Source organism: bacterium 336/3, from assembly GCA_001281695.1.
Classification (GTDB): domain Bacteria; phylum Bacteroidota; class Bacteroidia; order Cytophagales; family Thermonemataceae; genus Raineya.
The window spans coordinates 484,560-510,088 of sequence record LJIE01000001.1; the positions used below are offsets into that span (position 1 = coordinate 484,560).

A 25,529-nucleotide genomic window follows, 5' to 3' on the forward strand; every position below is an offset into this window, starting at 1 on the left:
CTTATACAGATTCTAGATTATAGCGTTTAATTTTTCTGTATAAAGTTCGTTCAGAAATACCCAAATCTTCAGCAGCATATTTGCGTTTACCATTATGTTGTTTGAGAGCCTTTACAATCATTTCTTTTTCTTTTCTTTCTAAAGATAAAGATTCTTCTTCTGTTTCGTGACTAATATCCTCTATTGTTTCATGTTCATTCGGTATTTGAATGATATTATCGTTGATAGGTACAATAGCAGTTTGTCTATTATTATCTACAATTGTAGGTTTCATCGTCTGTATATCTTGAAACAAATCTTGATGTTGTTGTAATACATCTGCTCCAGCTACATTAGATGTAAGCAGTTGAAAAACAAGCTTTTTTAGCTCTGTTACATCTTTTCTCATATCAAAAAGTACTTTGTATAAAAGTTCTCGATCAGAAAAATTCTGGTTAGTTCCTTCTTGATGATGCTCTAACAATACAGGTAAATTGTTTTGAGTAGCTTTAGGTAAATATTTTTGCAAAACTTCTTTAGAAATGATAAGATTATTAGATGTAATAGCCATGTCATAAATCAGATTTTTTAACTGACGAATATTTCCAGGGAATCTGTAATCTAAAATTATATTTTTGGCTTCATCTGTAAGTTCTATGGGTTTAGTTTTATATTTTTCAGCAAAATCGGTTGCAAACTTCCTGAATAAGAGCAACATATCTTGACCTCTCTCTCGTAAACTTGGTACATAAATAGGAACAGTACTCAATCTATAATATAAATCTTCTCTAAATTTCACTTTTCGGATAGCCTCTTCTAAATTTACATTGGTAGCAGCTACAATCCTGACATCTGTTTTTTGAACTTTGGATGATCCTACTTTTATAAACTCCCCATTTTCAAGTACTCTTAAAAGTCTTGCTTGTGTACTTAAGGGCATTTCTCCAATCTCATCTAAAAAAATAGTACCACCATTATTGACTTCAAAAAAACCTTTTCTTGCTTCGATAGCTCCTGTAAATGAGCCTTTTTCATGTCCAAAAAGTTCAGAGTCTATTGTTCCTTCAGGAATAGCACCACAATTTACAGCTGTAAAATTATTATGTTTTCGAGCACTAAGCTGATGTATTACTTTAGAAAAAGATTCTTTCCCAACACCACTCTCTCCTGTAATCAAAACATTGATATCTGTAGCAGCTACTTGGATAGCTCTTTCAAGAGCTTGGTTAAGAAGAGGAGAGTTACCAATGATGCCAAATCTTTGCTTGACAGTTTGTATATCTAAGTTGTTTTTCATCAAAAAAATATTTACCTTTACAACCTCAAAAATAATAAAATGGTTGCAAAAATATGACAAAATGTCGGATTTTTTGACAACATTAAACCAAACTAATTAAAAAAAAGTTTAATTTTTTTTGCAGACTGAAAAAAAAATGCAAACTTTGGTACAATTAGTGTTGTAGTTTTGGTATATTCAGAAATGGTGTTTAAACGTATATGATTATGAATCAAAGTGTTAAGGCTTTGCTTTATGCAGGTGTTGTAGCAGGAAGTATCAGTTCTTGCAGTCTGTTTAAAAAGAAAGACAAACAAGAAGGGTTTAATTTCCAGACTCAGTATAGTAATACTGTTCATAAAAAAGGAATGATAAGCCAAGTCACAGGTATAGACTACAATAGTCAGGACTCAGGGTCTTATACTTCTTTAGCAGTTAAAGAGTATTTTGGACAAAAAGACGCTCCCAACTTGATATTTATTGAAGGTGGACGCTTTGTAATGGGTTCAGGTGAGGAAGATATTCTTTATACACGTGACAATAGAGAGAGAACAGTAAGTGTTCAGTCATTCTATATGGATCAAACTGAAATTGCAAATATTCACTGGCTCGAATTTATGAATCATTATTCGAAACCTGAGAATCAAAATCAAATAGACCCAATCTATCAGGATTCTATTCCTAACCCTAGTGCAAGACAAATTCCTGATCCTGCCTTTGTTGCACCAATGATTGCCAATCCTGTGCCACAGAAGCAAATCGTTGATCCTAACGATACACGAAATGTCCCTGAATCTAGAAAAAGAAAGATCCCTGATCCTAACTATCAAGCACAGATCCCTGATCCTAATGCTAAAGCTCCGATGATAGCTGACCCTAAGGACAAGATTGCAGCTCCCTTACTTGAAAGTTTCAGAAGAAAAATTTTATTGCCTGATACAACCGTTTGGGCAAGAGAAACAGCATTTAATGATTCTTATGTACAAAACTACTTACGTTACCCTGGTTTTAGATTCTTCCCTGTGGTAGGTATTTCTTGGGTGCAAGCACAAGAGTTCTGTAAATGGCGTACAAGATCAGCCAATGAATATTTCTTAGCGAAGCAAGTATTAAAAGATAAAGATGGCAAACTTGCCGAATACAAAGGTAAGGATGTAAAAAATATACCTTTAGAAAGTGGTTTGAAATTCCCTGACTATCGTCTTCCTACTGAGGCTGAATGGGAATATGCAGCCAAAGGCATGATAGGTACTCAATATGAAGATGAAAACCAGTCTAATGGTCGTATCTATCCTTGGGATGGTCATGCTACTCGTAACCCTTATGGAAAACAAATGGGTTTCTTCCTAGCGAACTTTAAGAGAGGTAGAGGTGACTACGCTGGTATTGCTGGAAAACAAAATGATGCAGCTTTAATTACAGAATGGATTTATCAATATCCTCCTAATGACTTTGGATTGTATAACATGGGTGGTAATGTAGCAGAATGGGTTGAAGATGTATATCGTCCATTATCTTATGAAGATGTGTCTGATTTAAACCCTGTAAGACGTATTCAGTTAGATTCTACAAAATTAAAAGCTGATCCTAGAAAATCTGTGTTTGGAGATTCTGCCGGTTTGTATGTAATCACTATCAAAGGAAAACCTAATACTGCAGGTGCAGGTAGCCCATTCTCATTAGTAACAGATAATGCTCGTGTATATAAAGGAGGTTCTTGGAGAGATGTTGCTTACTTCTTATCTCCAGGTACGAGAAGATATTTAGATAAAAATAAATCTACTGATTATATCGGTTTCCGTTGTGCGATGATTATGGCTGGTGAAATGCAAGGAGAGAGTCGTCGTAAAAATAAGAAAGTAGGTAATCAATATAGATAATAAAGGCATTTGCAATCTTTTTCAAAAAGGCTTTGATGCTCAAAGCCTTTTTGTATTTGTAGCTTAAATTTCTCAATTATAAACTTGTATTTTGAGCTAATACTCAAAAATTTACCTTATGAAAAAGATTTCTAAGCGTCTTGGATTGGTGTTGAGCGTCTTAGTAATTACGTTTTCAGCTTGTTCTCTATTCAAAAAGAAGGATAAAAGTGATAAACAATCATTTGAAGAAACAGATTTGAATGGACAAGTAAGCCAAGTTACAGGTATTCCCTATAGCGATTCTACTATTGACAATAGTATGTCAGTGGCAAAATATATAGAGATGCCCAATGCCCCTAACATGGTGTTTATTGAAGGAGGCACATTTGTAATGGGTATTACGGAAGAAGACGTGATTAATCTCTCTAGAAATAGAGTTACTAAGGTTACTATTCCATCATTTTATATGGATAGAACTGAAATTGCCAATATTCATTGGATTGAGTTCATGAATTTCTTTTATAGAAATAGAGATTCCATTCCTGCGGGTCTTACCTTTGAAGAATTTAGTGAAGAAATACTTTTACCTGATACAACTGTTTGGGCCTCAGAAGCTTCTGCTAATGATGCCTATGTTTCTAATTATTTAAGACATCCTGGTTTTAGATTATATCCTGTAGTAGGTATTTCTTGGATTCAAGCTCAAGAATTTTGTAAATGGAGAACTAAAATGGTTAACCAATATGTACAAGAAAGCCAGTATTATACAGGTGTCAAAAGAGATGGGAAATTAACAGTTGGACAATTTCAAAAAGGGGGAATAAAAACAGATACATCCAATCTTATTCAATATCCTGATTATCGCCTTCCCACAGAAGCAGAATGGGAGTATGCAGCCAAAGCAATGTTCTCCACACAGTATGACGATATACGAAACTCCAAGCAAAGATTGTATCCTTGGGATGGACGCTATGTAAGAAATCCATATAAACCCAATACGGGTTTGTTTATGGCAAACTTTAAGCGTGGTAGAGGAGATTATGCAGGCATTGCAGGAAGACAAAATGATGGATCAATGGTTACAGCTCATATATATGCTTATCCTCCTAATGATTTTGGTTTATATAATATGGCAGGTAATGTAAATGAATGGGTTGAAGATACTTATGTGATTGATGGTTGGGAAGATTATGGTGATTTGAGACAAGCCAAAAGGGCTATCACTTATACAGATTCTACCTATCAAACTAAAATGACAATGGATATACTTCTTTATGGAAGGTCTGATACAACCATGAAGAGTAAAAAACAAAATTTAGAAAGACAGTACAAAGATACCATTGATATAGCCAAAGAGAATCTGATGAACTTTCCGAGTGCTTTAGGTAAAAACTTATTGGGACTACCAGCTACACCTCTTCCAAAAGAGAAAATGCAAAACTTCAAAGTATATAAAGGAGGTTCTTGGAAAGATGTAGCCTACTGGCTTGCTCCTGGTACAAGAAGATTTTTAGAAATGGATAAGAGCCTTCCAACAGTAGGCTTTAGGTGTGCTATGAGTTATGCACCTAAAAGAGAGTTGCCTAAAGATAAGACTGTTACGAGTGATTCTGATTTGACTGATGCTCAAAAGAAAGCGAAAGCGAAAGCTGAGGCAAAAGCCAAGAAAGCTCAAAAAGCAAAGAATAAATCTCAGAAAAAAGTAAAAGCAAAAAAGAAAAAGAACGAAGAAGAGGAAGAAAATACTGAAGAATAAAAAAGCCACTTATAAAGTGGCTTTTTCGTTTATCTTTGAGCATACTGAGTATCATAATATTTCTGGTAATCACCAGAAGTGACATTATCGAGCCAAGCTGTATTTGCCAAATACCAATCAATTGTTTTTTCTAAACCTTCCTCAAATTGCAAACTTGGTTTCCAACCTAATTCATTCATAATTTTAGAGGCATCAATAGCATAACGTAAGTCGTGTCCTGCTCTATCTGTTACATAAGTAATTAATTTTGCAGATTCTCCTTCAGCTCTGCCTAATTTCTTATCCATAATTTTGCATAACAATAATACTAAATCCAAATTTTTCCACTCATTAAAACCTCCAATGTTGTAAGTTTCTCCATTTCTCCCCCCATGAAAAACCATATCAATAGCTCTGGCATGGTCTATTACATACAACCAATCTCTTACATTTTCTCCTTTCCCATAAACAGGTAAAGGCTTATTTTTTTGAATGTTATGGATAAACAAAGGAATCAATTTTTCGGGAAATTGATTGGGTCCATAATTATTAGAACAATTGGAAACCACTACACGTAATTTGTAGGTATTGTAATATGCTCTTACAAAATGATCTGAGCTTGCTTTGGAGGCTGAGTAAGGCGACTGAGGGTCATAAGGTGTACTTTCTAAGAAAAACTCTTCAGGGTTGTGTAGAGAGCCATATACTTCATCTGTAGAAACATGATAAAATAAATGATTTTCTAAATCATTCTTCCACGCATTTTTAGCAGAGTTAAGTAAATTAACGGTTCCAATGACATTGGTCATTACAAACTCCAAAGGGTTTAAAATAGACCTATCTACATGAGATTCAGCAGCTAAATGGATAACTCCTTTAAAATCATGTTCAGCAAAAAGCTGATTTAAGAAATTTGCATCTGTAATATCGCCTTTTACAAAAACGTAATTAGGAGCTTTTTCTATGTCTGTTAGGTTTGCAAGGTTGCCAGCATAGGTAAGATTATCCAAATTAAAAATTTGATAATTAGGATATTTATTCACAAATAAACGAATAACATGAGAGCCTATAAAGCCTGCACCACCAGTAATCAATATTTTCTCCATAAATTAATAATCTCCTAAAGTTTCTTCTAATTGAGCCAATGCTTTTTCCAATTCTGCATCATTGGGAGCTACACCATGCCATTTATGAGAGTGCATCATGTAATCTACACCAAATCCCATTTCAGATTTCATCAAAATAAGCGTTGGTTTACCTTGTTTAGTTAATTTTTTGGCTTCATCCAATGTTTTCAAAACATCTTCCATATTGTTGCCATCCATTTCTAATGTTTGCCATCCAAAAGCTTCCCATTTTGCTTTTAAGTTCTTTAAAGACATGACAGCATCCACAGGACCATCTATCTGCTGACCGTTGTAATCTATCACTGCAATAAGATTATCTACCTGATGATGAGCTGCATACATGGCTGCTTCCCAAATCTGACCTTCTTGTTGTTCTCCATCTCCCATCAATACATAAACCAACTTATCATCTTTCTTTAGTTTTTTACCTTGAGCGACACCAATAGCCACTGAAAGCCCTTGACCTAAAGAGCCAGATGCAATACGAACTCCCTCTAAACCTTCGTGAGTGGTTGGGTGTCCTTGTAAACGAGAATTAATTCTACGGAATGTACTCAGTTCGGAAACTTCAAAATAGCCACTACGAGCCAAAACACTATAAAATACAGGTGAAATATGCCCGTTTGAAAGAAAAAACATATCTTGGTTATCACCTTTCATATCAAAAGGTTTGGGATTATGCTCCATTTCTTCAAAATACAATGCTACAAGCAAATCGGCACAGCCCAAAGAGCCACCAGGGTGTCCTGATTGGCAGGCATGAACCATACGAACAATATCTCTACGTACCTGAGAAGCTATTTTTTTGAGCTCTTCTACTGAATGTTTCATTGGAAATGATTTTTTTTTTCGTGCAAAAATATTAATTATATCCATAAAAAAATAATCTTGGCTATGATTTATTGAAACAAAAAGAATAATTACATTTATCTCAAACAACTTCATTATGTCCAATATTTTTGACCCACGTTATCACACCACAGCCCGTCCAGATGTAGTTTTGGTGGGGGCTGGTATTATGAGTGCTACTCTTGGAATTCTCTTGAAAGAATTAGATCCATCTTTAACCATAGAAATTTATGAAAGATTGGATGTGGTGGCAGGAGAAAGTTCTGATGCATGGAACAATGCAGGAACAGGACATGCAGGCTTTTGTGAATTAAACTATACACCTCAAAATGAGGACGGTTCTGTAAATGTCAAAAAAGCATTTAAAATTGCTGAACAATTTGAAATATCGAAGCAACTTTGGGCTTATATGCTCAAAAAGCAATATATTTCTAATCCTAAAAGCTTTATGAATCAAATACCACATATCAGTGCTGTATTTGGAGAAAAAGATATTGATTTTCTAAAAAAACGCTATGAACTTCTAAAAAACAGCTCTTTGTTTGAAGGAATGATTTATTCGGAAAACAAAGAAGAACTAAAAAAATGGATGCCTTTGATGTTTGAGGGTAGAAAAGAAGAAGATTTGATAGCTGCTACGAAAATTGATATAGGTGTAGATGTAGATTTTGGAGCATTGACAAGAGCTATTATGAAATATCTATGTGAACAAGAGGGAGTTACATTGTTTTTGAATCATGATGTAAAAGATATTGATAAAGTAGAAGAGGAGGAAGGAATTTGGCAAATGAAAATCAAAAATTTAACAACAGGAGAAAAAAGATATATTGACACAAAATTTGTGTTTATTGGTGCAGGAGGAGGAGCTTTACCACTTTTACAAAAAACAGATATTGATGAAGCAGAAGGTTTTGGAGGTTTCCCTGTAAGCGGGCAATGGTTAGTTTGTAAAAAGAAAGAAATTATAGAACGCCACCATGCCAAAGTTTATGGAAAAGCAGAAATAGGAGCTCCACCAATGTCTGTGCCTCACTTAGATACTCGAATGATTAATGGAGAAAAAGCTCTTCTTTTTGGTCCTTATGCTGGATTTTCTACTAAATTCTTGAAAAAAGGTTCTTATATGGATTTAGTAGGCTCTCTGGAGTTTGATAATCTTATTCCTATGATAGCAGCAGGCATACAAAATATCCCCCTTACAAAATATCTGATTGGACAAGTTACCCAAAGTCCTGAGGAAAGATTAGTTTCTTTGAAAAAATTTATGCCTGAAGCAAATATTGAAGATTGGGAACTTAGAGAAGCAGGACAAAGAGTTCAAGTTATTAAGAGAGATAAGGAAGAAATAGGCGTTTTAGAGTTTGGAACGGAGGTAGTTCACTCTAAAGATGGAACGGTAGCTGCATTGCTTGGAGCTTCGCCAGGGGCTTCTACTTGTGTTTCTATTATGTTAGAATTATTAGAAAAATGCTTCCCAACAAAAATACAAAGTCATGAGTGGCAAACCAAATTAAAAGAGATGATACCGAGTTACAAAGAATCATTGATAGAAAATGGAGAACTATGTAAAAAAATAAGAGAAGATAACCATAAATGGCTAGAGATAAGTAGTCAATAGATATTACAAACTGTTAAGACTTTCTGCTGGTGCGAGTTGTAGCTTGTACCAGCGAAGTTTTTTAATTGCCTTTTATCTTTGTATCTTTACTGCTTTGAACTATTATACTCCAAATGATTGAAATAGGAAAATACAACACACTTACTATACTACGTGAAACCAAAGTGGGTTTATATTTAGGTTTACCTGATGAAAATACAGACCCCAGTGAAGATATATTACTACCCAATAAATATGTTCCAGAGCATTTTGTAATTGGTAATGATATTACTGTTTTTGTATATCTTGATCATGAAGAAAGACCAGTGGCAACTACTTTAAAACCTTACATTCTATTGAATGAATTTGCTTTACTTAGAGTAAATTACATTAATAAATTTGGAGCTTTTATGGATTGGGGTATGGAAAAAGATTTGTTTGTTCCTTTCAAAGAGCAAGCCCGTCCCATGGAACAAGGACATCTTTATTTAATCTATATGTATATGGATGAAATGACGGATCGTTTAGTAGGTTCTAGTAAAATCAATCAGTTTTTAGATAACGAAAATATTACGGTTGAAAACGGAGAAAAAGTCGATTTGATAGTTTCTCATATTACCGAATTGGGGATTAATGTTATCATCAATGAAAAGCATCAAGGACTTTTGTATAAAAATGAAGTATTTGAAGACCTGCGTACTGGTGATAAAATTGTTGGATATATTAAAAATATACGACCTGATGGTAAAATAGATGTTTCTCACCAGCCTTTTGGAATGGAACGTGTGGATATTTCAGGTCAAGCTATTTTAGACAAACTAAAAGCTAGTCGTGGATTTTTAAAACTGAACGATGATTCAGATCCCGAAGACATCAAAACAATACTCAAAATGAGTAAAAAGACATTCAAAAAAGCAATTGGGACGCTTTACAAACAAAAACTTATCGAAATAAAAGAAGATGGGATTTACTTGGTTAAAGAGTAAAACAGTAACAAATACAATTATAAAATAAAAAGCCCTATTTCTAGGGCTTTTTTATTATCCAAATTTAGCTTTCAGAGCTGCTAATTTATCTTCATAACTTTCTTCTTTTCCTTGACTTTTACGGTCTTTGAGGTCTTTTTTCTCAGATTTTTTCATTTCTGGTTTCGCTTCTCCACGCAAAGAAAGAGCGATACGCCTTCTATCAGTATCTATTTCTAATACTGTTACTTGTACTTTTTGCCCTACTTTTACTACTTCCGAAGGGTCAGAAACATATTTATCTGCAACTTCACTGATATGTACCAAGCCATCTTGGTGAACACCAATATCCACAAAAGCTCCAAATTTTGTAACATTAGTAATAATGCCAGGGAGTTTCATGCCTGTTCGTAAATCTGAAATTTCGTGGACGCCTTCTGCAAATTCAAAAATTTCAAATTGAGCTCTTGGATCTCTACCAGGTTTTGCCAATTCTTGGATAATATCTTGTAATGTTGGCAAACCAAATTTATCAGTTACATATTTCTTAGGATCTATTTGTTTACGCAAATCATCTTTTTGCATTAAATCTTTTACTGTACAGTTCAAATCTTTAGCCATTTGTTCCACAATAGCATAGGCTTCAGGGTGAACTGCACTACTATCCAAAGGATTTTGAGCTTCTCTAATTCTCAAGAAACCAGCACACTGCTCAAATGCTTTATCTCCCAAACGAGGTACTTTTTTGAGTTCATCTCTTGTTTTGAAAGCACCTTTCTCATTTCTATAATTGATGATATTTTGAGCTAAACTTTCGCCTAAACCTGAAACATATGTAAGGAGTTGTTTACTGGCTGTATTCAATTCTACACCTACTCGGTTTACAGAGCTAACCACCACATCATCCAAACTCTTTTTGAGAGCGTTTTGATCTACATCATGTTGGTACTGCCCAACACCAATAGATTTTGGGTCTATTTTTACTAATTCGGCAAGAGGATCTTGTAACCTTCTACCAATAGAAACAGCTCCACGAACAGTTATATCTTTATCTGGAAACTCTTCTCTTGCTACATCTGAAGCAGAGTAGATAGATGCTCCACTTTCATTGACTACAATAATATGAGTATCTGGGATTTCTAAACTTCTTGCAAATGCTTCAGTTTCACGACTTGCAGTTCCATTTCCAATTGCAATGGCTTCTACCTGATATTCAGCACAAAGCTTTTTGACAACAGAAGCGGATTTGGCAAATTCTCTTTGGGGTTCATTTGGATAAATGGCTTCATTATGTAAAAGTTTACCATTTTTATCTAAAACAACTAATTTACAACCTGTTCTAAAACCAGGGTCAAGAGCCAAAATAGTTTTTTCACCTAATGGAGAAGACATTAACAACTCTCTGATGTTACTTGCAAACACATTGATAGCTTCTTCATCAGCTTTTTTCTTAGAAAGTAAACGAATTTCTGTCTCCATAGAAGGTCTCAAAAGGCGTTTGTAGCAATCTGCAATGGAAAGTTTAATCTGCTGACCACATTCATTACGGCTTTTTATAAATTCATTTTCAAGTATATCAATGGCATCTTGTTCTTCAGGAGCAATGTCTAAAGTTAAAAACAATTCTTTTTCACCTCTACGCATAGCAAGCAATCTGTGGGAAGGAACAGTTGCAATAGATTCAGACCATTCAAAATAATCTTTGAACTTTTGAGCTTCTTCTGTTTTCTCCTTGTCAGGAATAACCTTTGAAACAATGAGAGCTTTTTTCAAGAATAAATCTCTCATTTTAGCTCTTGCCTCTTGATTTTCATTTATGTATTCAGCAATGATATGTCTTGCTCCTTCTAAGGCCTCAGCTACACTATTTACTTGTTTTTCCGCATCTACAAAATTTTGAGCTTCTGCTTCTAAATTTATATCATTTTGTTCTAAAATAAGTATTGCTAAGGGTTCTAAGCCTTTTTCTTTAGCAATAGTTGCTTTTGTACGTTTTTTAGGTTTGTAAGGCAGATAAATATCTTCCAAAACACTCATAGTCTCAGCATTCAGAATTTTCTGCTCCAATTCATCAGTAAGTTTACCTTGTTCTTTGATGGATTTTAAAATACTATCTCTGCGTTTGTCTAATTCTTCCAATTGTTCTAATCTATCACGAACAGCTGCTACTTGTACTTCATCTAAACTGCCAGTTAATTCTTTACGATAACGAGAAATAAAGGGAACAGTTCCTCCTTCTTTTAATAATTGAGATGTTGCTTCTACCTGTTTGATGCCAATGGAAAGTTCGGCAGCAATTTTTATGAAATAACGTTCTGACATTGTATATGAAATTTTTAGGGAGACAAAAATAGCAAAAAAATCTATCTCAAGAGCCTTTATTTTTGATTTTTTATCTATAAAAAATCGTATTTTTGTAGAATAAGCTAAAAACGAATGAGTTGTTTGTAAGGCTTTACTTTCTTGTCTAAATATCATAAATTTTATGAATTCCGAACTTTCGCAGAAGGTACACGAAATACTAAGTAAATATTGGGGTTATCGGCAATTTAGACCATTGCAAGAAGATATAGTGATTTCTATTTTAGAAGGACATGATACATTAGCACTATTGCCTACAGGTGGTGGAAAATCTATCTGCTTTCAAGTACCTGCCATATATTTAGAAGGAGTATGTGTGGTTATTTCGCCTCTGATTGCTCTTATGAAAGACCAAGTGGAAAATCTAAAGAAACGAAATATTAGTGCTTATGCCATTTTTTCAGGTATGAGTAGAAGAGAAATAGATATTACGTTAGATCATTGTGTATATGGCAAGGTAAAGTTCTTGTATGTTTCACCTGAGCGTGTCCAAACAGATATTTTTCAGGAACGAATTAAGAAAATGAAAGTGAGTATGCTTGTAATAGATGAAGCTCATTGTATATCGCAATGGGGTTATGATTTTAGACCAGCTTATTTGCAAATTGCTGAAATTCGGAAATTAATCCCTAATGTACCTTGTATGGCTCTTACAGCAACAGCTACTGAAGTAGTAAAAGGAGATATACAAGACAGGTTATTATTTAAAGTAGATAGAAAAGTATTTCAAAAAAGCTTTTCAAGGGCAAACCTTTCTTATTCTTGTTTTTATGAAGAAAACAAAAGTCAAAAATTGCTTCAAATACTTAAAAATGTACAAGGTTCGGCAGTAATTTATGCCAATACTCGTAAAAAAGTGCAAGAAATAGCACAACTATTGGCTCAAAATAAAATAAGTGTAGATTTTTATCATGCTGGACTTACCAATGAACAAAGAGATAAAAAACAAGATGCATGGATTAGAAACAACACTAGGGTCATTGTCTCAACAAATGCCTTTGGAATGGGTATCGATAAGCCAGATGTAAGGGTTGTTATTCACTGGGATTTGCCCTCTTCTTTAGAAGCATATTATCAAGAGGCAGGTAGAGCAGGCAGAGATGAAAAAAAAGCTTATGCTGTGGCTATGTATGATAAAAATGATATTGAACAATTACAAATCAATGTCTTAAAAGCATACCCTAATATTGGGGTTATCAAGAATGTATATCAGATGCTTGCTAATAACTATCAATTGGCTGTAGGGAGTGGATTTATGGCTAGTTTTGATTTTGACTTCAATGATTTTGTAAAGACGTTCAATTTAGATGCAACAGAAACACATTTTTCGTTAAAAATTCTTTGTGATGAGGGGATGATACAATTAAGTGAAGCTTATTTTAGCCCATCTAAAATTTTATTTGTGTTGAATAAGAACGATTTATATGCTTTCCAGCTAGCTAATCAGAACTTAGAATCTGTTATTCAACTGATATTACGAATGTATGGTGGTGAAACACTCACAAATTTTTCTAAAATTTCTGAGCATGCAATTGCCCAAAATGCTCAAACAAGTGTAGAAAATATCGTAAAAGCCTTAGAACACTTGGAGAAACTAAGAGTTCTGATTTATGAAAAACAAAAAAATAAGCCACAACTTACGTTTATTATGCCTCGTCAGCATGCAGATAATTTACCATTAGATTTAGAAAAAATAAAGGGTAGAAAAGAAAGAGATTTAAGAAAAGCAAAATCTGTTGGGCATTATGTACAGCATCAGAATCGTTGTAGAACGCAGTTACTTTTAGAATATTTTGGAGAAATTAGTTACGAACCTTGTGGGGTTTGTGATGTCTGTTTGCAAAAAAAGAAAGAACATAGACTCAGTGAAAATTACTATGAATTGTACAGAGAAAGAATCTTGAACGCTTTAGAGTTCAGATCTTTAACAATTGAAGAATTATTAAATGTAATTAATCCAAAAACAAGAGAAGCTTTAATAGAAGCTTTGCAAAAAATTATAGAAGTAGGAGAATTAGAATATACAGAAGAGAATAAATTAAAAAAGGTTTGAGAACTCAAACCTTTTTTACAGATACAATTATAATTAAGTTGATTTAATAAAGCTTCACTTAAGCTGTTACCATTCAGCAATAACAGTTTCACCACCTACAGGCTTATCACCTATTTTTACTAACACTTTTGCCTCTAAAGGTATAAAAATATCTACTCTCGAACCAAATTTTATAAAGCCAAATTCTTCACCTTGTTCTACAGGTGTGCCTTCTTTTACATACCAAACAATTCTACGAGCCAATGCACCAGCTATTTGTCTGAATAAAACTCTTTTTCCATCCGAAGTTTTGATAGCAATGCTTGTTCTTTCATTTTCAGTGCTAGATTTTGGATGCCAAGCAACCAAATATTTTCCAGCGTGGTATTTGCAAAATTCTACTACTCCAGAAACAGGATTTCTATTGACATGTACATTGAAAGGCGACATAAAAATAGAAATTTGTTTACATCTCGTTTTTAAAAATTCAGGTTCATCAACCTCTTCAATCACAACTACTTTACCATCAGCAGGAGCTATAATGTGATTAACATTTTTGGGAGTTTTGCGTGTTGGATTACGGAAAAACTGCAAAACAATCACAAAGATAACTAAACCAATAGCTAAAATAATGTTTGATACAATTTTAGCAACGTCTGGATTGTCAGTTAATAACCAAGAAACACCTAAATATAGGGCTGTAAATACTATCAAAACCAAGAAAATAGTTTTAAAGCCTTCTTTATGAATAGACATATAATAGAGATTAGATGTAAACTAAAACAATTGCAAATAAAATAAATTTATTGGTATATTGCAGGCATTCAAAGCAAAATTTTAAATAAATGAAAAAAGTTATTTTTTCGGAAAAAGCACCAACTCCTATTGGACCTTATAGCCAAGCTATACAATTCGGAAATGAATTATTTGTATCAGGGCAAATAGCTCTTAAAAATGGGGTAATGATTCAGGATAACATCCAGAATGAGACTCACCAAGTGATGAAAAACCTTCAAGCTATTTTAGAAGCTGCTGAAATGACATTTGACAATATTGTGAAATGTACCATTTTTGTAAAGGATTTGAATAACTTTCAGGCTATCAATGAAGTATATGGAACATATTTTGAAGCAAACCCTCCAGCAAGAGAAACAGTAGAAGTAAGTCGTTTGCCCAAAGATGCCAATGTAGAGATTTCGTGTATTGCGTTTAAATAAAAAAAGCCCTCATCAGAGGGCTTTTACTTTTATAAATTAAGCCAGTAAGTGGCTTTGAGTACAATGAATCTGCTTTTTACAGAAAAATCTTGAGAAGTATAATTATCTGTATAAACCAAAAACACATCTGAAACAGGTCTGAAACGCCATTGCATACGAGCATTTAGGTTTACATTTTGTGTTTGGTTGTTATATTGTAAGAAAGTAGTTAAAAATAAATTCTTTGTAAAAGAAATATCTAATCTTGTATTTAAAAGTAACAAATCAGAATTGTTAAATCCTTCTGGAAGTCTGATTCTATAATAATCTGCTTCTACACCTACTGAGCCATACGGCTGAAATCTGTAATTAAGGAACATATAAGGATTGAACTGTTTTCCATTAAAATACTGACCATAACCTAAAAATCCTCCATAAGAAAATAATTTTCTACGGTCAGAACGGTAAAACATTTCTGCCCAACTATTAGTGTAATCTGTACCAGAAAGCAATTTTTGCCCATTTGTGCCACTTGGGTCAAAATCAAAAAATAGACGAGTGTAAGTATTTCTTACTAAAACTTCAAAATAAGAAGTATTTTGGAAAACAACATTAAATGTTAGAGATGTATTTCTGTCATTTAAGTTAAAGTTAGTGTCCCAATAAAAATTATTGTATTGTCCAACTTGAAAACGAACAACTTTTTTGCTGGCAGCACCTTTTGGGAAGAAATTTCTAAAAGCTAAAGGTTCAAAGCGATATAAACCATTTCGTTGTACAAAACCAATATCATTGACACGGTAATTTTTACCAATGTATTCATGATTCCAAGCTATATTCCATTCAGGAGTATTGTAACCAATATAAGCAGCATGAGCAAATTGGTCTATTTTAGGGTCAGGGCTAATTTGTTGGTGATAGAAAATTTTACCATTCCATTTATTATCCTGTGAAAATAAGTTGTAATCCAAACCTACCAAACGATTGAAATCATTGGTGTTGAATGTAAAATCTCGTAAAGAATCAGCCGTTTTTTGCCTATTCACAAAAATACCACCAATATTAGAACGCTTAAAAACAGTTCTTTGAAAAGTTGCAACAGTATAATTATCTCCTAAAATTCCTTTTTCACGTTGTGAACCTGTTTGAATATTGAGTAAACCCACTCGCCAATCTTTATTCACTTTGCCACTCAGTCTTGCACCATAAAGAATCGGATTTTGAACAATGGTTTTGGTAATGGTGTCAAAACCTATTCCAATACGGCGAGAAAAGAAAGGACGGATTCTGCTAAAACCAAACCGAGCAAATAAGTCAGCATTTTCAAGAAAAAACTGCCTTCTTTCTGGGAAGAAAATTTCAAAACGGTCAAGATTGGTAACTTGCCTATCTACTTCTACCTGTGAGAAGTCGGGATTGAATGTTAAATCGAGATTGAGAGAGGGTGTTACAGCAATTTTTGCATCGCCTCCAAAATTACCAGATGTTTTATTTTCATTCCGAATATAGTTTTCGCTATGGCTGGCTGTAATATATGGAATTAAAGAAATATTTGCACCTGGTTTAGGAAGAGGTTCTTCAAAAACTACTTTTCCTGTAAAACCTAAGTTCCAAACTCGAAAATTTCGGGTAACAGGCACCCATGATGAAACTTCATTGGCTTTTCGATTAGCACGACCAAAATTGATAGACCATTCGGTAGCACTACTTTTATAACGAAGCGTTTTTAAGGGGATAGCCATTTCTACTACCCAAAACTCAGCCGATTGACTAACAGAAGAATACCATTTATTATCCCAGTCCGTTTGAGAACCTCCATTTCCTCCATCAGAGAGTAAACCTTCTTGCTGAATACCCAAAGGGTTTACAGCAAATGCAAAACCATTGGTTTTATCTTGAAATGTGTCAAAATATACTCCAAAAAAATCATTATCGTCTGAGCCAAAATCTCGGCGGAGAGATGTAACAACATAACTGGACTGAGGTTGATAGCAAGTTGCCCCTATATAAACGAAATCCTTATCAAAGGTGATTTTTACTTCTGTTTGATACTTAGCAAAAGATGAATCGTAGGGGAAATTCAAGTAGAAATTTTTGGCAATCATTGCTTCGCTCCAAATAGAATCATTTAAAGAGCCATCTAACACAATTTTAGAAGTCACTTTTTTTGCCCGTAAATGATAAATATTTTTTTGAGCGAAAATTTCAATAAATGAAAAGAAAAATAAAAAGATACAAAATGTCCTCACAGAATCAATTTTTTTAACAAAAAGACAAAACGAATTTCTCTACACAAAATTATACTTTATATCACGAAATATTTGGAGATGTAATAAAAACAGCAATAAAGATTTGTTTAATTATAAATTTAATGTTAAATTTATGTTAATAAAAATTAACATAAATTTAACATTGAAAAAAGTAATCTACATATTTATTTTGTTATTTCACATTTCTTGGGCTTTTGGACAAGATATGATGCCTTATTTTTGGGCTGTACAATCTGATGTATCTGCTCATAAGAAGAAACTATTTGAAGATAAAATTGTTAGAAGTCTTGAAAAATTGCAGAACAAGAAAGTAAGAATTCATAATGAAAAGCAATTTTTACAACATACGTTCAATTACATACATACTCATTATCTTAAAACTTACCAAAAAGAAGCAAATTTCTATGATATAGTTTCCAAAGGGTATTATAATTGTGTCTCAGGAAATATTCTATTTGCTTATTTTTTAGAAAAAATAGGTTATCAATATCAAATTTATGAGTCTGATAACCATGTTTTTATGATTGTATCTCTTTCTGAAAAAGACAGAATCTTAGTAGAATCAACGGCATTTTTTGGAGAGGGGATGATAGATGATGAAAAGAAAATAGATGAAGAGCTCTCAAAATTACGCCCTACAGGAACGGCAAGCCTGATGAATTTGGCAGGAATGCAATTTTATAACGAGGCTGTTTTGGCATTTCAAGACCAAAAATATTTAGAAAGTCTTTCATTGAGTAATAAAGCATACTATTTCTATCCATCTGAAAAGGTTAAAAATCTATATCAGATTTCTAAACAAAAGCTTTCGGAGCAAGTGGTATCAAGATAAAAGGCTGTGTTTTACACAGCCTTTTGTTTTATTTCATTTTTACAATGGTAATTCCATCACCACCTCTATCGGCATGTTCACTTTCAAAAGAGGCTATTTGTGGATAAGCCCTCAAATGTTCTCTGATGAGTTTACGGAGAATACCATCACCTTTCCCATGTAAAATACGTACTTCTGGATAACCAGCCAGTAAAGCATCATCAATGAGTTTATCAACTTCAGTAAGAGCCATTTCTGCACTTTTTCCACGTAAATCCACTTGGTAGCTAAAATTAGCCATTTTTTCAGTTAGATTAATGCCAATACTCTTTTTAGAATATTCTTTTTGAGCATTTTTAACTACTTTTCGACTGATTTTCTCCAAACGGTTGAGTTTAACATTGGAACTGAGTTCTCCGATAATAATATCCACATCTTTTCCCTTGATATTGACTACTTCACCCATAGCAGTTTGCCCCTTAATACGAACCCAATCACCTACTAAAATTTCACCACTCAAAACTTCTATTTCTTCATTATCCTCTGAACGTACACTTTCGATAATCAAATCATCGTTGAGTTTCTCTAAATCATATCTGAGTTTTTTAGTTGTCTCTTTTTCAGCTTTTTGCTCTTTAATTTGTCTGATGGTATTTTCTATTTTCTGATTGGTTTCAGCCAGTAGTTTTTTTGCATCAGTTTTTGCTTGATTCAAGATTTTTTTACGTTCATTCTCCAGATAATCAGTTTGTTCCTGATATTTTTTCAACAGTTCTTTGTATTCTTTCTCTTGCTTGGAAAGTGTAGCATTTTTCTCGTTGAATTGCTTTTTTTCTTGTTCAAGTTCTTTGAGCAATTTATCGTAGTTTACTTCTTTATCACTCAATTTTTCTTTGGCTTTAGCTAAAACTTTCTTTGGTAAACCAATTTTTTTAGCAATTTCAAAAGCAAAAGAGCTTCCTGCTTGTCCGATTTCAAGCTGATACAAAGGCTCTAAATTTTCAGTATCAAAACGCATAGCTCCATTGCTGATACCACTTTTATTTTGGGCAAAAGTTTTGAGATTACCATAATGTGTATTGACAACACCAAAAGCCTTCTTTTCATACAAATCCTCTAAAATAGCTTCGGCAATTGCTCCACCCAAACGAGGCTCTGTTCCTGTCCCAAATTCATCAATCAGAAACAAAGAATTTTTATCAGCAAAATTGACAAACTGACGCATGGCAGTTAAATGTGAACTATACGTACTCAAGTCATTTTCAATGCTTTGCTCATCTCCAATATCAATGAAAATATTTTTGAAAACACCAATTTCAGAACCTTCAGCCACAGGTACAAGCAAACCACATTGCCACATATATTGAAGCAAACCGACTGTTTTAAGAGAAACAGATTTTCCACCTGCGTTGGGTCCAGAAACCACTAAAATATGTTGATTTTCAGTAATTTCTATATTTAAAGGTACAACGCTTTTACCCTGCTCTTGGTGAGCCAAAAATAACAAAGGATGCACAGCTTTTCGCCAACGCAAAATCGTTTTCTGATTAAAAATCGGCTCTATGGCATTTAATTTAATAGCAAAAAGAGCCTTTGCTCTAATGAAATCTACCAAACCTAAAAACTGATATGCCTTTTGTAAATTTGGTAAAAAAGGACGTAAATAATTCGTAAGTTCAGTTAGAATGCGAATAATTTCTCTCCTTTCTTGAGATTCTAATTCTTTAATCTGATTGTTTAAATCAAGAATTTCAGCAGGTTCAAGGTAAACAGTTTGCCCTGTAGAAGATTCATCATGGACAAAACCTTTGAGTTTACGTTTGTGTTCAGCAGCAATTGGAATGACCAATCTACCACCTCTAATTGTCAAACTTGCATCTTCATTCGACCATCCAGCTTGTTTGGCTTGCTTTAAAATTTTATCAGTTGTTTTTCTTAAACTATTTTGCTCTGATAAAATCTCTTTTCTGATGCGTTGTAACTCGGTAGAGGCAGTATCTCTGATTTTACCACGTTCATCAATGGTTTGGTCTAAACGTTTGAATACATTTTTATCCAACTCAACCAAACGGAGCAATTCTGCTAAACTTGTGTATCGCTCTACACGACCATGTAAATACAAATAACAAGCTTGAATAGCTGATAATGAAAGCTTTAATTCGAAAAAATCTTCTTCGTTTAAAAAAGCACCTTCAATGGAGGCTTTTTGTAAAGAAGGCTTTGCATCTACAAAACCTTGTGCTGGAAAGGGCTCATCAAATTCAAGTATATTTTTAAATTCTTGTGTTTGTTTGGCTAATTTAGCAATCAGTTCATAGTCATCAGAGAAACGCATTTTTTCTAAATAGCTTTCTCCTAAAGTGCTCAAACACAACTCTTCTAAGATTACACGTATTTTATCAAAACCTAATTTTTGTTCAATATTTTTAGGGTATAACATATAACTTTGTTTTCTTTAATTTTAAGTAAAAGAAAACACTCTTTTACTTAAGGGCTTTGTAAGTATAAATTTCTTTGTCTTTATCTTTCCCTACACTTAATACTAACTTTTTTGTTGAAAGCTCCTCTATAATCATATTTTGTTTAAAGGGTTCTCCAAAACCATTGTCAGCTTCCATAATAATGTAGGTTTCCTTTTCTTCCTTTTTCAGTGTCCATTTGTTTTTTTTGATAGCAGCTTCAGCTTTTATGGGTCTGATAATACAATATCCATTACCCAAAAATTCCATCATTATATTACTATTTTTAGACCTGATTTCTTCCTCAGAGATTTTCATGTTGGCTGTTTGTACGCCTACAAGTTCCCATTTCCTAACCAGTTTTTCTGTTGTTGGGTCAGGTTTAAATGCCATTGCTCCTAAAAGCAACATGCAAAAACAGCTTATCAATACTCTCATTTTCATTATTTTTTAGTTTTCAAGGGAATTGAGCAAAAATTTTTCCAAAATTAGTGTTTTCTTGAAATTTTTTTCTCTAAAAACTCTCTATCTTTGTGAAATCTTTAAAGAAAAAATCAAAAAAAGATAAAATACATCTACTGAATGTCGCAAACAGCACAACAATATCAAGCAATTATCAACTATTGCAAAAATCTTTTTATCAAAAAACATCAAGATTATGGTTCTTCATGGCGAATTTTACGTTTGCCATCTCTTACAGATCAAATTTTTATCAAAGCCAATCGTATTCGATCTATTCAAGAGGCGGGTACACAACAAATTGCTGATGATGTTCGTTTGGAGTTTGTAGCTATGATAAATTATGCAATTATTGCCCTGATACAAATTGAACTGAAAGAAAATAAAAACGATAACTTGGATTTAAGTCTTGAAGAAGTTACACAAAGTTACAACTTCCATGCTCAAAATACTTTGGATTTACTGATGAAGAAAAACCACGATTATGGCGAGGCATGGCGACAAATGCGAGTAAGCTCTATGACAGACTTAATTTTAATGAAAATCAAAAGAATTAAGCAAATAGAAGACAATCAGGGCGTTACAGTGGCTTCAGAAGGTATAGATGCAAATTATCAAGATATTTTAAATTATTCAGTTTTTTGTTTGATACAATTAAACTTCTTAGAAAATGAAAATAGCAACTAATATAATTATTTGGTTAGTAGGTGGATTATTTATTTTTTCGGGTCTTATCAAACTCAACGACCCTGTTGGTACAGAAATAAAATTAGAAGAATATTTTGACGTTTTTGCTGATGATTTTAGAGATAAAATCATGGTGAATGGACAATTGAAAGGCTCAGAGAATACTTCTATGAGCGACTTTTTTGAAGCATTAAAGCCTTATTCACTTAGTTTTGCAATTCTGATGAGTGCCTTGGAGGTCATTTGGGGTTTTAGTTTACTGATTCGTTTTAGACCAAAACTTACACTCTGGTCTTTATTTTTACTAATTTTATTCTTTACAGGATTAACATTTTATTCTTGGTACTATAACAAAGTAACAGATTGTGGATGTTTTGGAGATGCTATCAAACTTCAACCTTTCCAGTCTTTTATGAAAGATATAGTTCTGACAACTTTAATAGGCTTTTTACTATGGCAAAGTAGAAATATTGCACCTAATGATAAAAAATGGGCATGGGGAAGCAACATACTTGTTTCTATAATAGCTTTTGGTTCAGGTATTTATGCAGTAAATTATTTGCCATTTATAGATTTTATGCCCTACAAAGTAGGTAACAATATACCAGCTCTTATGAAACCCAAAGAGCCTCTACGTTATCAGAATAAGTATATTTATTCTAATCTGCAAACAAAACAAGATGAAGAATATACCGAAAAAGAATTTACAGCCCAATGGGACAAAAAATTAGCTGATAGTACAAAATATAAATACAAAGACTTTAAACAGGAACTTTTAAACCCTGAGGCTCAATCTAAAATAGGTGCTGATTTTGTTTGGATAGATGGTGATACCACAACAACTAAACAAATGTTTAAAGGAAATAAATTAATACTTGTTTTCTCTGACCTTAAAAAAATTGACCCTAAAAAATATAAAAATTTAAGTCCTGTACTCAAATCTTTAAAAGATTCAGGAATTGAGCCAATTGGATTGAGCTCTGATAAGGTAAACTTAGAAATCATATGCCACGAATATCAATTGCCTATGGAACATCACTCTATGGATGCTAAAATTCTAAAGGCCATGATTCGTTCTAACCCTGGAATATTGTTATTGAAAGATGGAATAGTAAAAGGAAAATGGCATTACAACAGCCTACCTAATCTAAATGAATTGAAGGCGAAATTATAAAATGAAATCATATAAACTTGTTTACTGTTTCAAAAGTTTTTATTTTTGGCTGTAAGCAAAATAGAAAAGGTGTTTTAATTTTTTGAAAAATTCATGTTGCAATATGTACTCAAACGTTTGGGCTATGGTTTCATGATTCTCTTGGGAGTCATTATCGTAGTGTTTTTACTATTCCATGCTTTACCTGGCGACCCAGTTTCTATGATTACAGGGCAACGTTCTGACGAAGCAACAAGAAAGGCTATTCAGCAAGATTTAGGTTTAGATAAACCTATCGGCTATCAGCTTTATAACTATTTAAGAGATCTTTCTCCTATTTCAGTACATTCAGATACACCTGAAGAAAAAGATAAATATGGATATGCTCGTGTTATTCCTGTGGGAAAGAGTGTATTGGTATTGAAATTTCCTTATCTAAGAAAATCTTTTCAAACCCAGAAAAAAGTCTCTGAAATTATCAATGAACGAATTTGGAATACTTTGATTCTTGCAATCACAGCTATGCTATTTGCAACTATTGTCGGGGTATTCTTAGGTATTGTAACAGCTCTCAATCAAGGTAAATGGCTCGATCAAACTCTTATTGTTATTTCTACAATAGGGATTTCAGTACCTTCATTTGTGGCAGCAGCTCTTATTTCTCGTTATTTTGGATATGTTTGGGCTGAATACACTGGCTTAAATGGTATAGGTTCTTTGTGGGAATTAGATTATGAAGGAGAAGAAAGGCTAATGTTAGGCAATTTGATTTTACCAGCTATTACATTGGGAATAAGACCTTTGTCTATTATTACTCAACTTACACGAAGCTCTATGTTAGATGTTCTCTCACAAGATTATATCCGAACAGCAAGAGCTAAAGGTGTTCCTAAACAACTACTTATCTATAAACATGCTCTTAAAAATGCCTTAAACCCAGTGGTAACCTCGGTTTCAGGATGGTTAGCATCTCTAATGGGTGGAGCTTACTTTATTGAGTGGATCTTCAATTATCAGGGATTAGGTTATGAAACTATTTCTGCTGTAAGTAATTTAGATTTACCCATTATTATGGCATCAGCATTGGTTGTAGGGGTAATATTTATTATCATTAGTATTGTTGTAGATTTATTGTATGCAGTAATAGATCCTCGTATTCGTTTGCAATGATAATTTTTTTGGTAGGAATGCCTGCTTCAGGCAAAAGTACATTGGCTAAGAAAATAGCTGAAATATATAACTTTACTGTTGTTGACTTAGATAACTTAATAGAAAAAAAATATCAGAAGACAATCCCTCAAATATTTGCAGAAGAAGGAGAGTTCTTTTTTAGAAAATTAGAATCACAATCCCTAAAAGAACTAATTTTTAATAAAAACACGGTCATATCCACAGGGGGAGGAACACCATGTTTTTATGATAATATGGAATTTATCATAGAAAAAGGAATAGCAATTTTTTTAGATACTCCTCTCTCAACTATAATAGATAGAATTTGTCAAAATATTTCACAACGCCCTATATTTCAAGGGAAAACACAAGAAGCTGTTCAAAAGCAATTAGAAGAACTATACAAACAAAGAAAGCCCTTTTATCAAAAAGCTCATTATCAAATTATGAATGAGTTAGATTTTTTTGAATTAGAATTAATTAAAAATATATGAAACGAACAGAAGTCAGTACTTTAGGAGAGTTTGGACTTATCAAGGCTTTAACGCAAAACACGACCATATTTCATTCAGAAACGATAAAAGGAGTAGGGGATGATGCTGCTGTTATGGATTTAGGAGATAAATACTTGGTTACTTCCACAGATATGTTGGTAGAGGGGATTCATTTCGACTTGAGTTATTATCCTCTTAAACATTTGGGTTACAAAGCTATAGCTGTTAATGTTTCTGATATTGCAGCCATGAATGCCAAACCCAAACAAGTACTTGTTTCTTTGGCTATGAGTAACCGTTTTTCAGTAGAAGCATTGCAAGAGCTTTATGAAGGAATGAAAATTGCTTGCCAAAACTATAAAGTTGACTTGGTAGGTGGAGATACTACTTCTTCAAGAAGTGGATTAGTTTTATCTGTTACTGTTTTAGGAACAGTAGAAAAACATAAAATAGCTTATAGAAATACTGCTCAAAAAGGCGATATTATTTGTGTAACAGGTGATTTGGGAGGAGCTTATGCTGGTTTACAAATTTTGGAAAGAGAAAAACAAGTGTTTTTGACAAATCCTGATATGCAACCACAGTTAGAAGGTAAAGATTTTGTAGTAAAAAGACAGCTTCGTCCTGAAGCTCGAATGGATGTTATTTATGAATTAGAAGAGTTAGGAATTGTACCTACATCTATGATTGATATTTCGGATGGGTTGGCTTCTGAAGTTTTTCACATTTGTACACAATCCAATTTGGGGGCTATGATTTATGAAGATAAGTTGCCGATTGCTCAAGAAACCTATGACACAGCCATCAACGATTTGAATATCTCGCCTGTAACTTGTGCTTTGAATGGTGGGGAAGATTATGAGTTATTATTTACTATTAAACAAGAAGATTACGAAAAAATTAAAAATCATCCAGATATTTCTACTATTGGCTATACTACAGAGCCTGATAAAAAAATTAATTTAGCAATGAGAGCAGGAAACGTAATTCCTTTGCAAGCTCAAGGCTGGCAACATTTTTAAACAAAAAGCCCAATTTATTTGGGCT

Annotated in this window: 18 protein-coding genes and 2 pseudogenes; 12 read left to right on the forward strand and 8 right to left on the reverse strand. The window is 33.4% G+C overall.

The window, feature by feature from the left end:
- Position 1: 1 nt before the first annotated feature.
- The gene (locus tag AD998_02330) at positions 2-1,276 is read right to left on the reverse strand and encodes an AAA family ATPase (GenBank protein KOY88016.1); all 1,275 of its coding nucleotides are present in this window, start codon (positions 1,274-1,276) and stop codon (positions 2-4) included.
- Positions 1,277-2,184: 908 nt separating this feature from the next.
- On the opposite strand from AD998_02330, the pseudogene AD998_02335 reads away from it, so the two are divergent.
- Positions 2,185-3,135 (forward strand): annotated as a pseudogene (locus tag AD998_02335) (gliding motility lipoprotein GldJ).
- A 118-nt stretch (positions 3,136-3,253) separates the two neighbouring features.
- Positions 3,254-4,675, forward strand: a pseudogene (locus AD998_02340) (hypothetical protein).
- 227 nt (positions 4,676-4,902) lie between these two features.
- Here AD998_02340 and AD998_02345 read toward each other — a convergent pair.
- Positions 4,903-5,958, reverse strand: coding sequence for a dTDP-glucose 4,6-dehydratase (locus AD998_02345; GenBank protein KOY85144.1), 1,056 nt, complete (start codon positions 5,956-5,958; stop codon positions 4,903-4,905).
- A gap of 3 nt (positions 5,959-5,961) precedes the next feature.
- Positions 5,962-6,810, reverse strand: a complete 849-nt coding sequence (locus tag AD998_02350) for a transketolase (protein ID KOY88017.1) — start codon at positions 6,808-6,810, stop codon at positions 5,962-5,964.
- Between the two features lie 115 nt (positions 6,811-6,925).
- Between AD998_02350 and AD998_02355 the strand changes: the two genes are divergently transcribed.
- Positions 6,926-8,446 carry a malate:quinone oxidoreductase gene (locus AD998_02355; protein ID KOY85145.1) on the forward strand — a complete coding sequence of 507 codons (1,521 nt, stop codon included), beginning with the start codon at positions 6,926-6,928 and terminating at the stop codon, positions 8,444-8,446.
- Between the two features lie 113 nt (positions 8,447-8,559).
- Complete coding sequence (locus tag AD998_02360) at positions 8,560-9,411, forward strand: GntR family transcriptional regulator (GenBank protein KOY85146.1); 852 nt, start codon at positions 8,560-8,562, stop codon at positions 9,409-9,411.
- A 54-nt stretch (positions 9,412-9,465) separates the two neighbouring features.
- Here the strand turns inward: AD998_02360 and AD998_02365 are convergent, their stop codons facing one another.
- Positions 9,466-11,712, reverse strand: coding sequence for a transcription accessory protein (locus AD998_02365; GenBank protein KOY88018.1), 2,247 nt, complete (start codon positions 11,710-11,712; stop codon positions 9,466-9,468).
- 163 nt (positions 11,713-11,875) lie between these two features.
- Between AD998_02365 and AD998_02370 the strand changes: the two genes are divergently transcribed.
- Complete coding sequence (locus tag AD998_02370) at positions 11,876-13,804, forward strand: recombinase RecQ (protein KOY85147.1); 1,929 nt, start codon at positions 11,876-11,878, stop codon at positions 13,802-13,804.
- Between the two features lie 66 nt (positions 13,805-13,870).
- Here the strand turns inward: AD998_02370 and AD998_02375 are convergent, their stop codons facing one another.
- Positions 13,871-14,539 (reverse strand): phosphatidylserine decarboxylase, encoded by a 669-nt coding sequence (locus AD998_02375; GenBank protein ID KOY85148.1) that lies wholly within the window; start codon positions 14,537-14,539, stop codon positions 13,871-13,873.
- A gap of 89 nt (positions 14,540-14,628) precedes the next feature.
- Between AD998_02375 and AD998_02380 the strand changes: the two genes are divergently transcribed.
- Positions 14,629-15,000 carry a reactive intermediate/imine deaminase gene (locus AD998_02380; protein KOY85149.1) on the forward strand — a complete coding sequence of 124 codons (372 nt, stop codon included), beginning with the start codon at positions 14,629-14,631 and terminating at the stop codon, positions 14,998-15,000.
- 29 nt (positions 15,001-15,029) lie between these two features.
- Here the strand turns inward: AD998_02380 and AD998_02385 are convergent, their stop codons facing one another.
- Entirely contained in the window at positions 15,030-17,228 is a 2,199-nt protein-coding gene (locus AD998_02385; GenBank protein ID KOY85150.1) for a hypothetical protein, read from the reverse strand.
- Between the two features lie 190 nt (positions 17,229-17,418).
- On the opposite strand from AD998_02385, the gene AD998_02390 reads away from it, so the two are divergent.
- Entirely contained in the window at positions 17,419-18,081 is a 663-nt protein-coding gene (locus AD998_02390; protein ID KOY85151.1) for a hypothetical protein, read from the forward strand.
- 28 nt (positions 18,082-18,109) lie between these two features.
- On the opposite strand, the gene AD998_02395 is transcribed toward AD998_02390, so the two are convergent.
- Together AD998_02395 and AD998_02400 are read right to left on the reverse strand one after the other, a co-directional pair.
- Positions 18,110-20,500: a DNA mismatch repair protein MutS gene (locus tag AD998_02395; protein ID KOY85152.1), complete on the reverse strand. Its 2,391-nt coding sequence runs from the start codon at positions 20,498-20,500 to the stop codon at positions 18,110-18,112.
- A gap of 43 nt (positions 20,501-20,543) precedes the next feature.
- Positions 20,544-20,963, reverse strand: coding sequence for a hypothetical protein (locus AD998_02400; GenBank protein KOY85153.1), 420 nt, complete (start codon positions 20,961-20,963; stop codon positions 20,544-20,546).
- A gap of 138 nt (positions 20,964-21,101) precedes the next feature.
- Between AD998_02400 and AD998_02405 the strand changes: the two genes are divergently transcribed.
- The 5 genes from AD998_02405 to AD998_02425 all read left to right on the forward strand — a co-directional run bounded on the left by AD998_02405 (position 21,102) and on the right by AD998_02425 (position 25,504).
- Positions 21,102-21,665 (forward strand): hypothetical protein, encoded by a 564-nt coding sequence (locus tag AD998_02405; GenBank protein ID KOY85154.1) that lies wholly within the window; start codon positions 21,102-21,104, stop codon positions 21,663-21,665.
- Positions 21,649-22,839 carry a hypothetical protein gene (locus tag AD998_02410; GenBank protein ID KOY85155.1) on the forward strand — a complete coding sequence of 397 codons (1,191 nt, stop codon included), beginning with the start codon at positions 21,649-21,651 and terminating at the stop codon, positions 22,837-22,839. The genes AD998_02405 and AD998_02410 overlap by 17 nt, the downstream gene beginning before the upstream one ends.
- A gap of 93 nt (positions 22,840-22,932) precedes the next feature.
- On the forward strand, positions 22,933-23,988 hold the full coding sequence (locus AD998_02415) for an ABC transporter permease (protein ID KOY85156.1): 1,056 nt from the start codon (positions 22,933-22,935) through the stop codon (positions 23,986-23,988).
- Entirely contained in the window at positions 23,985-24,482 is a 498-nt protein-coding gene (locus tag AD998_02420) for a hypothetical protein (protein ID KOY85157.1), read from the forward strand. Before AD998_02415 ends, AD998_02420 begins: the two co-directional genes overlap by 4 nt.
- Positions 24,479-25,504: a thiamine-monophosphate kinase gene (locus AD998_02425; GenBank protein ID KOY85158.1), complete on the forward strand. Its 1,026-nt coding sequence runs from the start codon at positions 24,479-24,481 to the stop codon at positions 25,502-25,504. The genes AD998_02420 and AD998_02425 overlap by 4 nt, the downstream gene beginning before the upstream one ends.
- Positions 25,505-25,529: the final 25 nt, after the last annotated feature.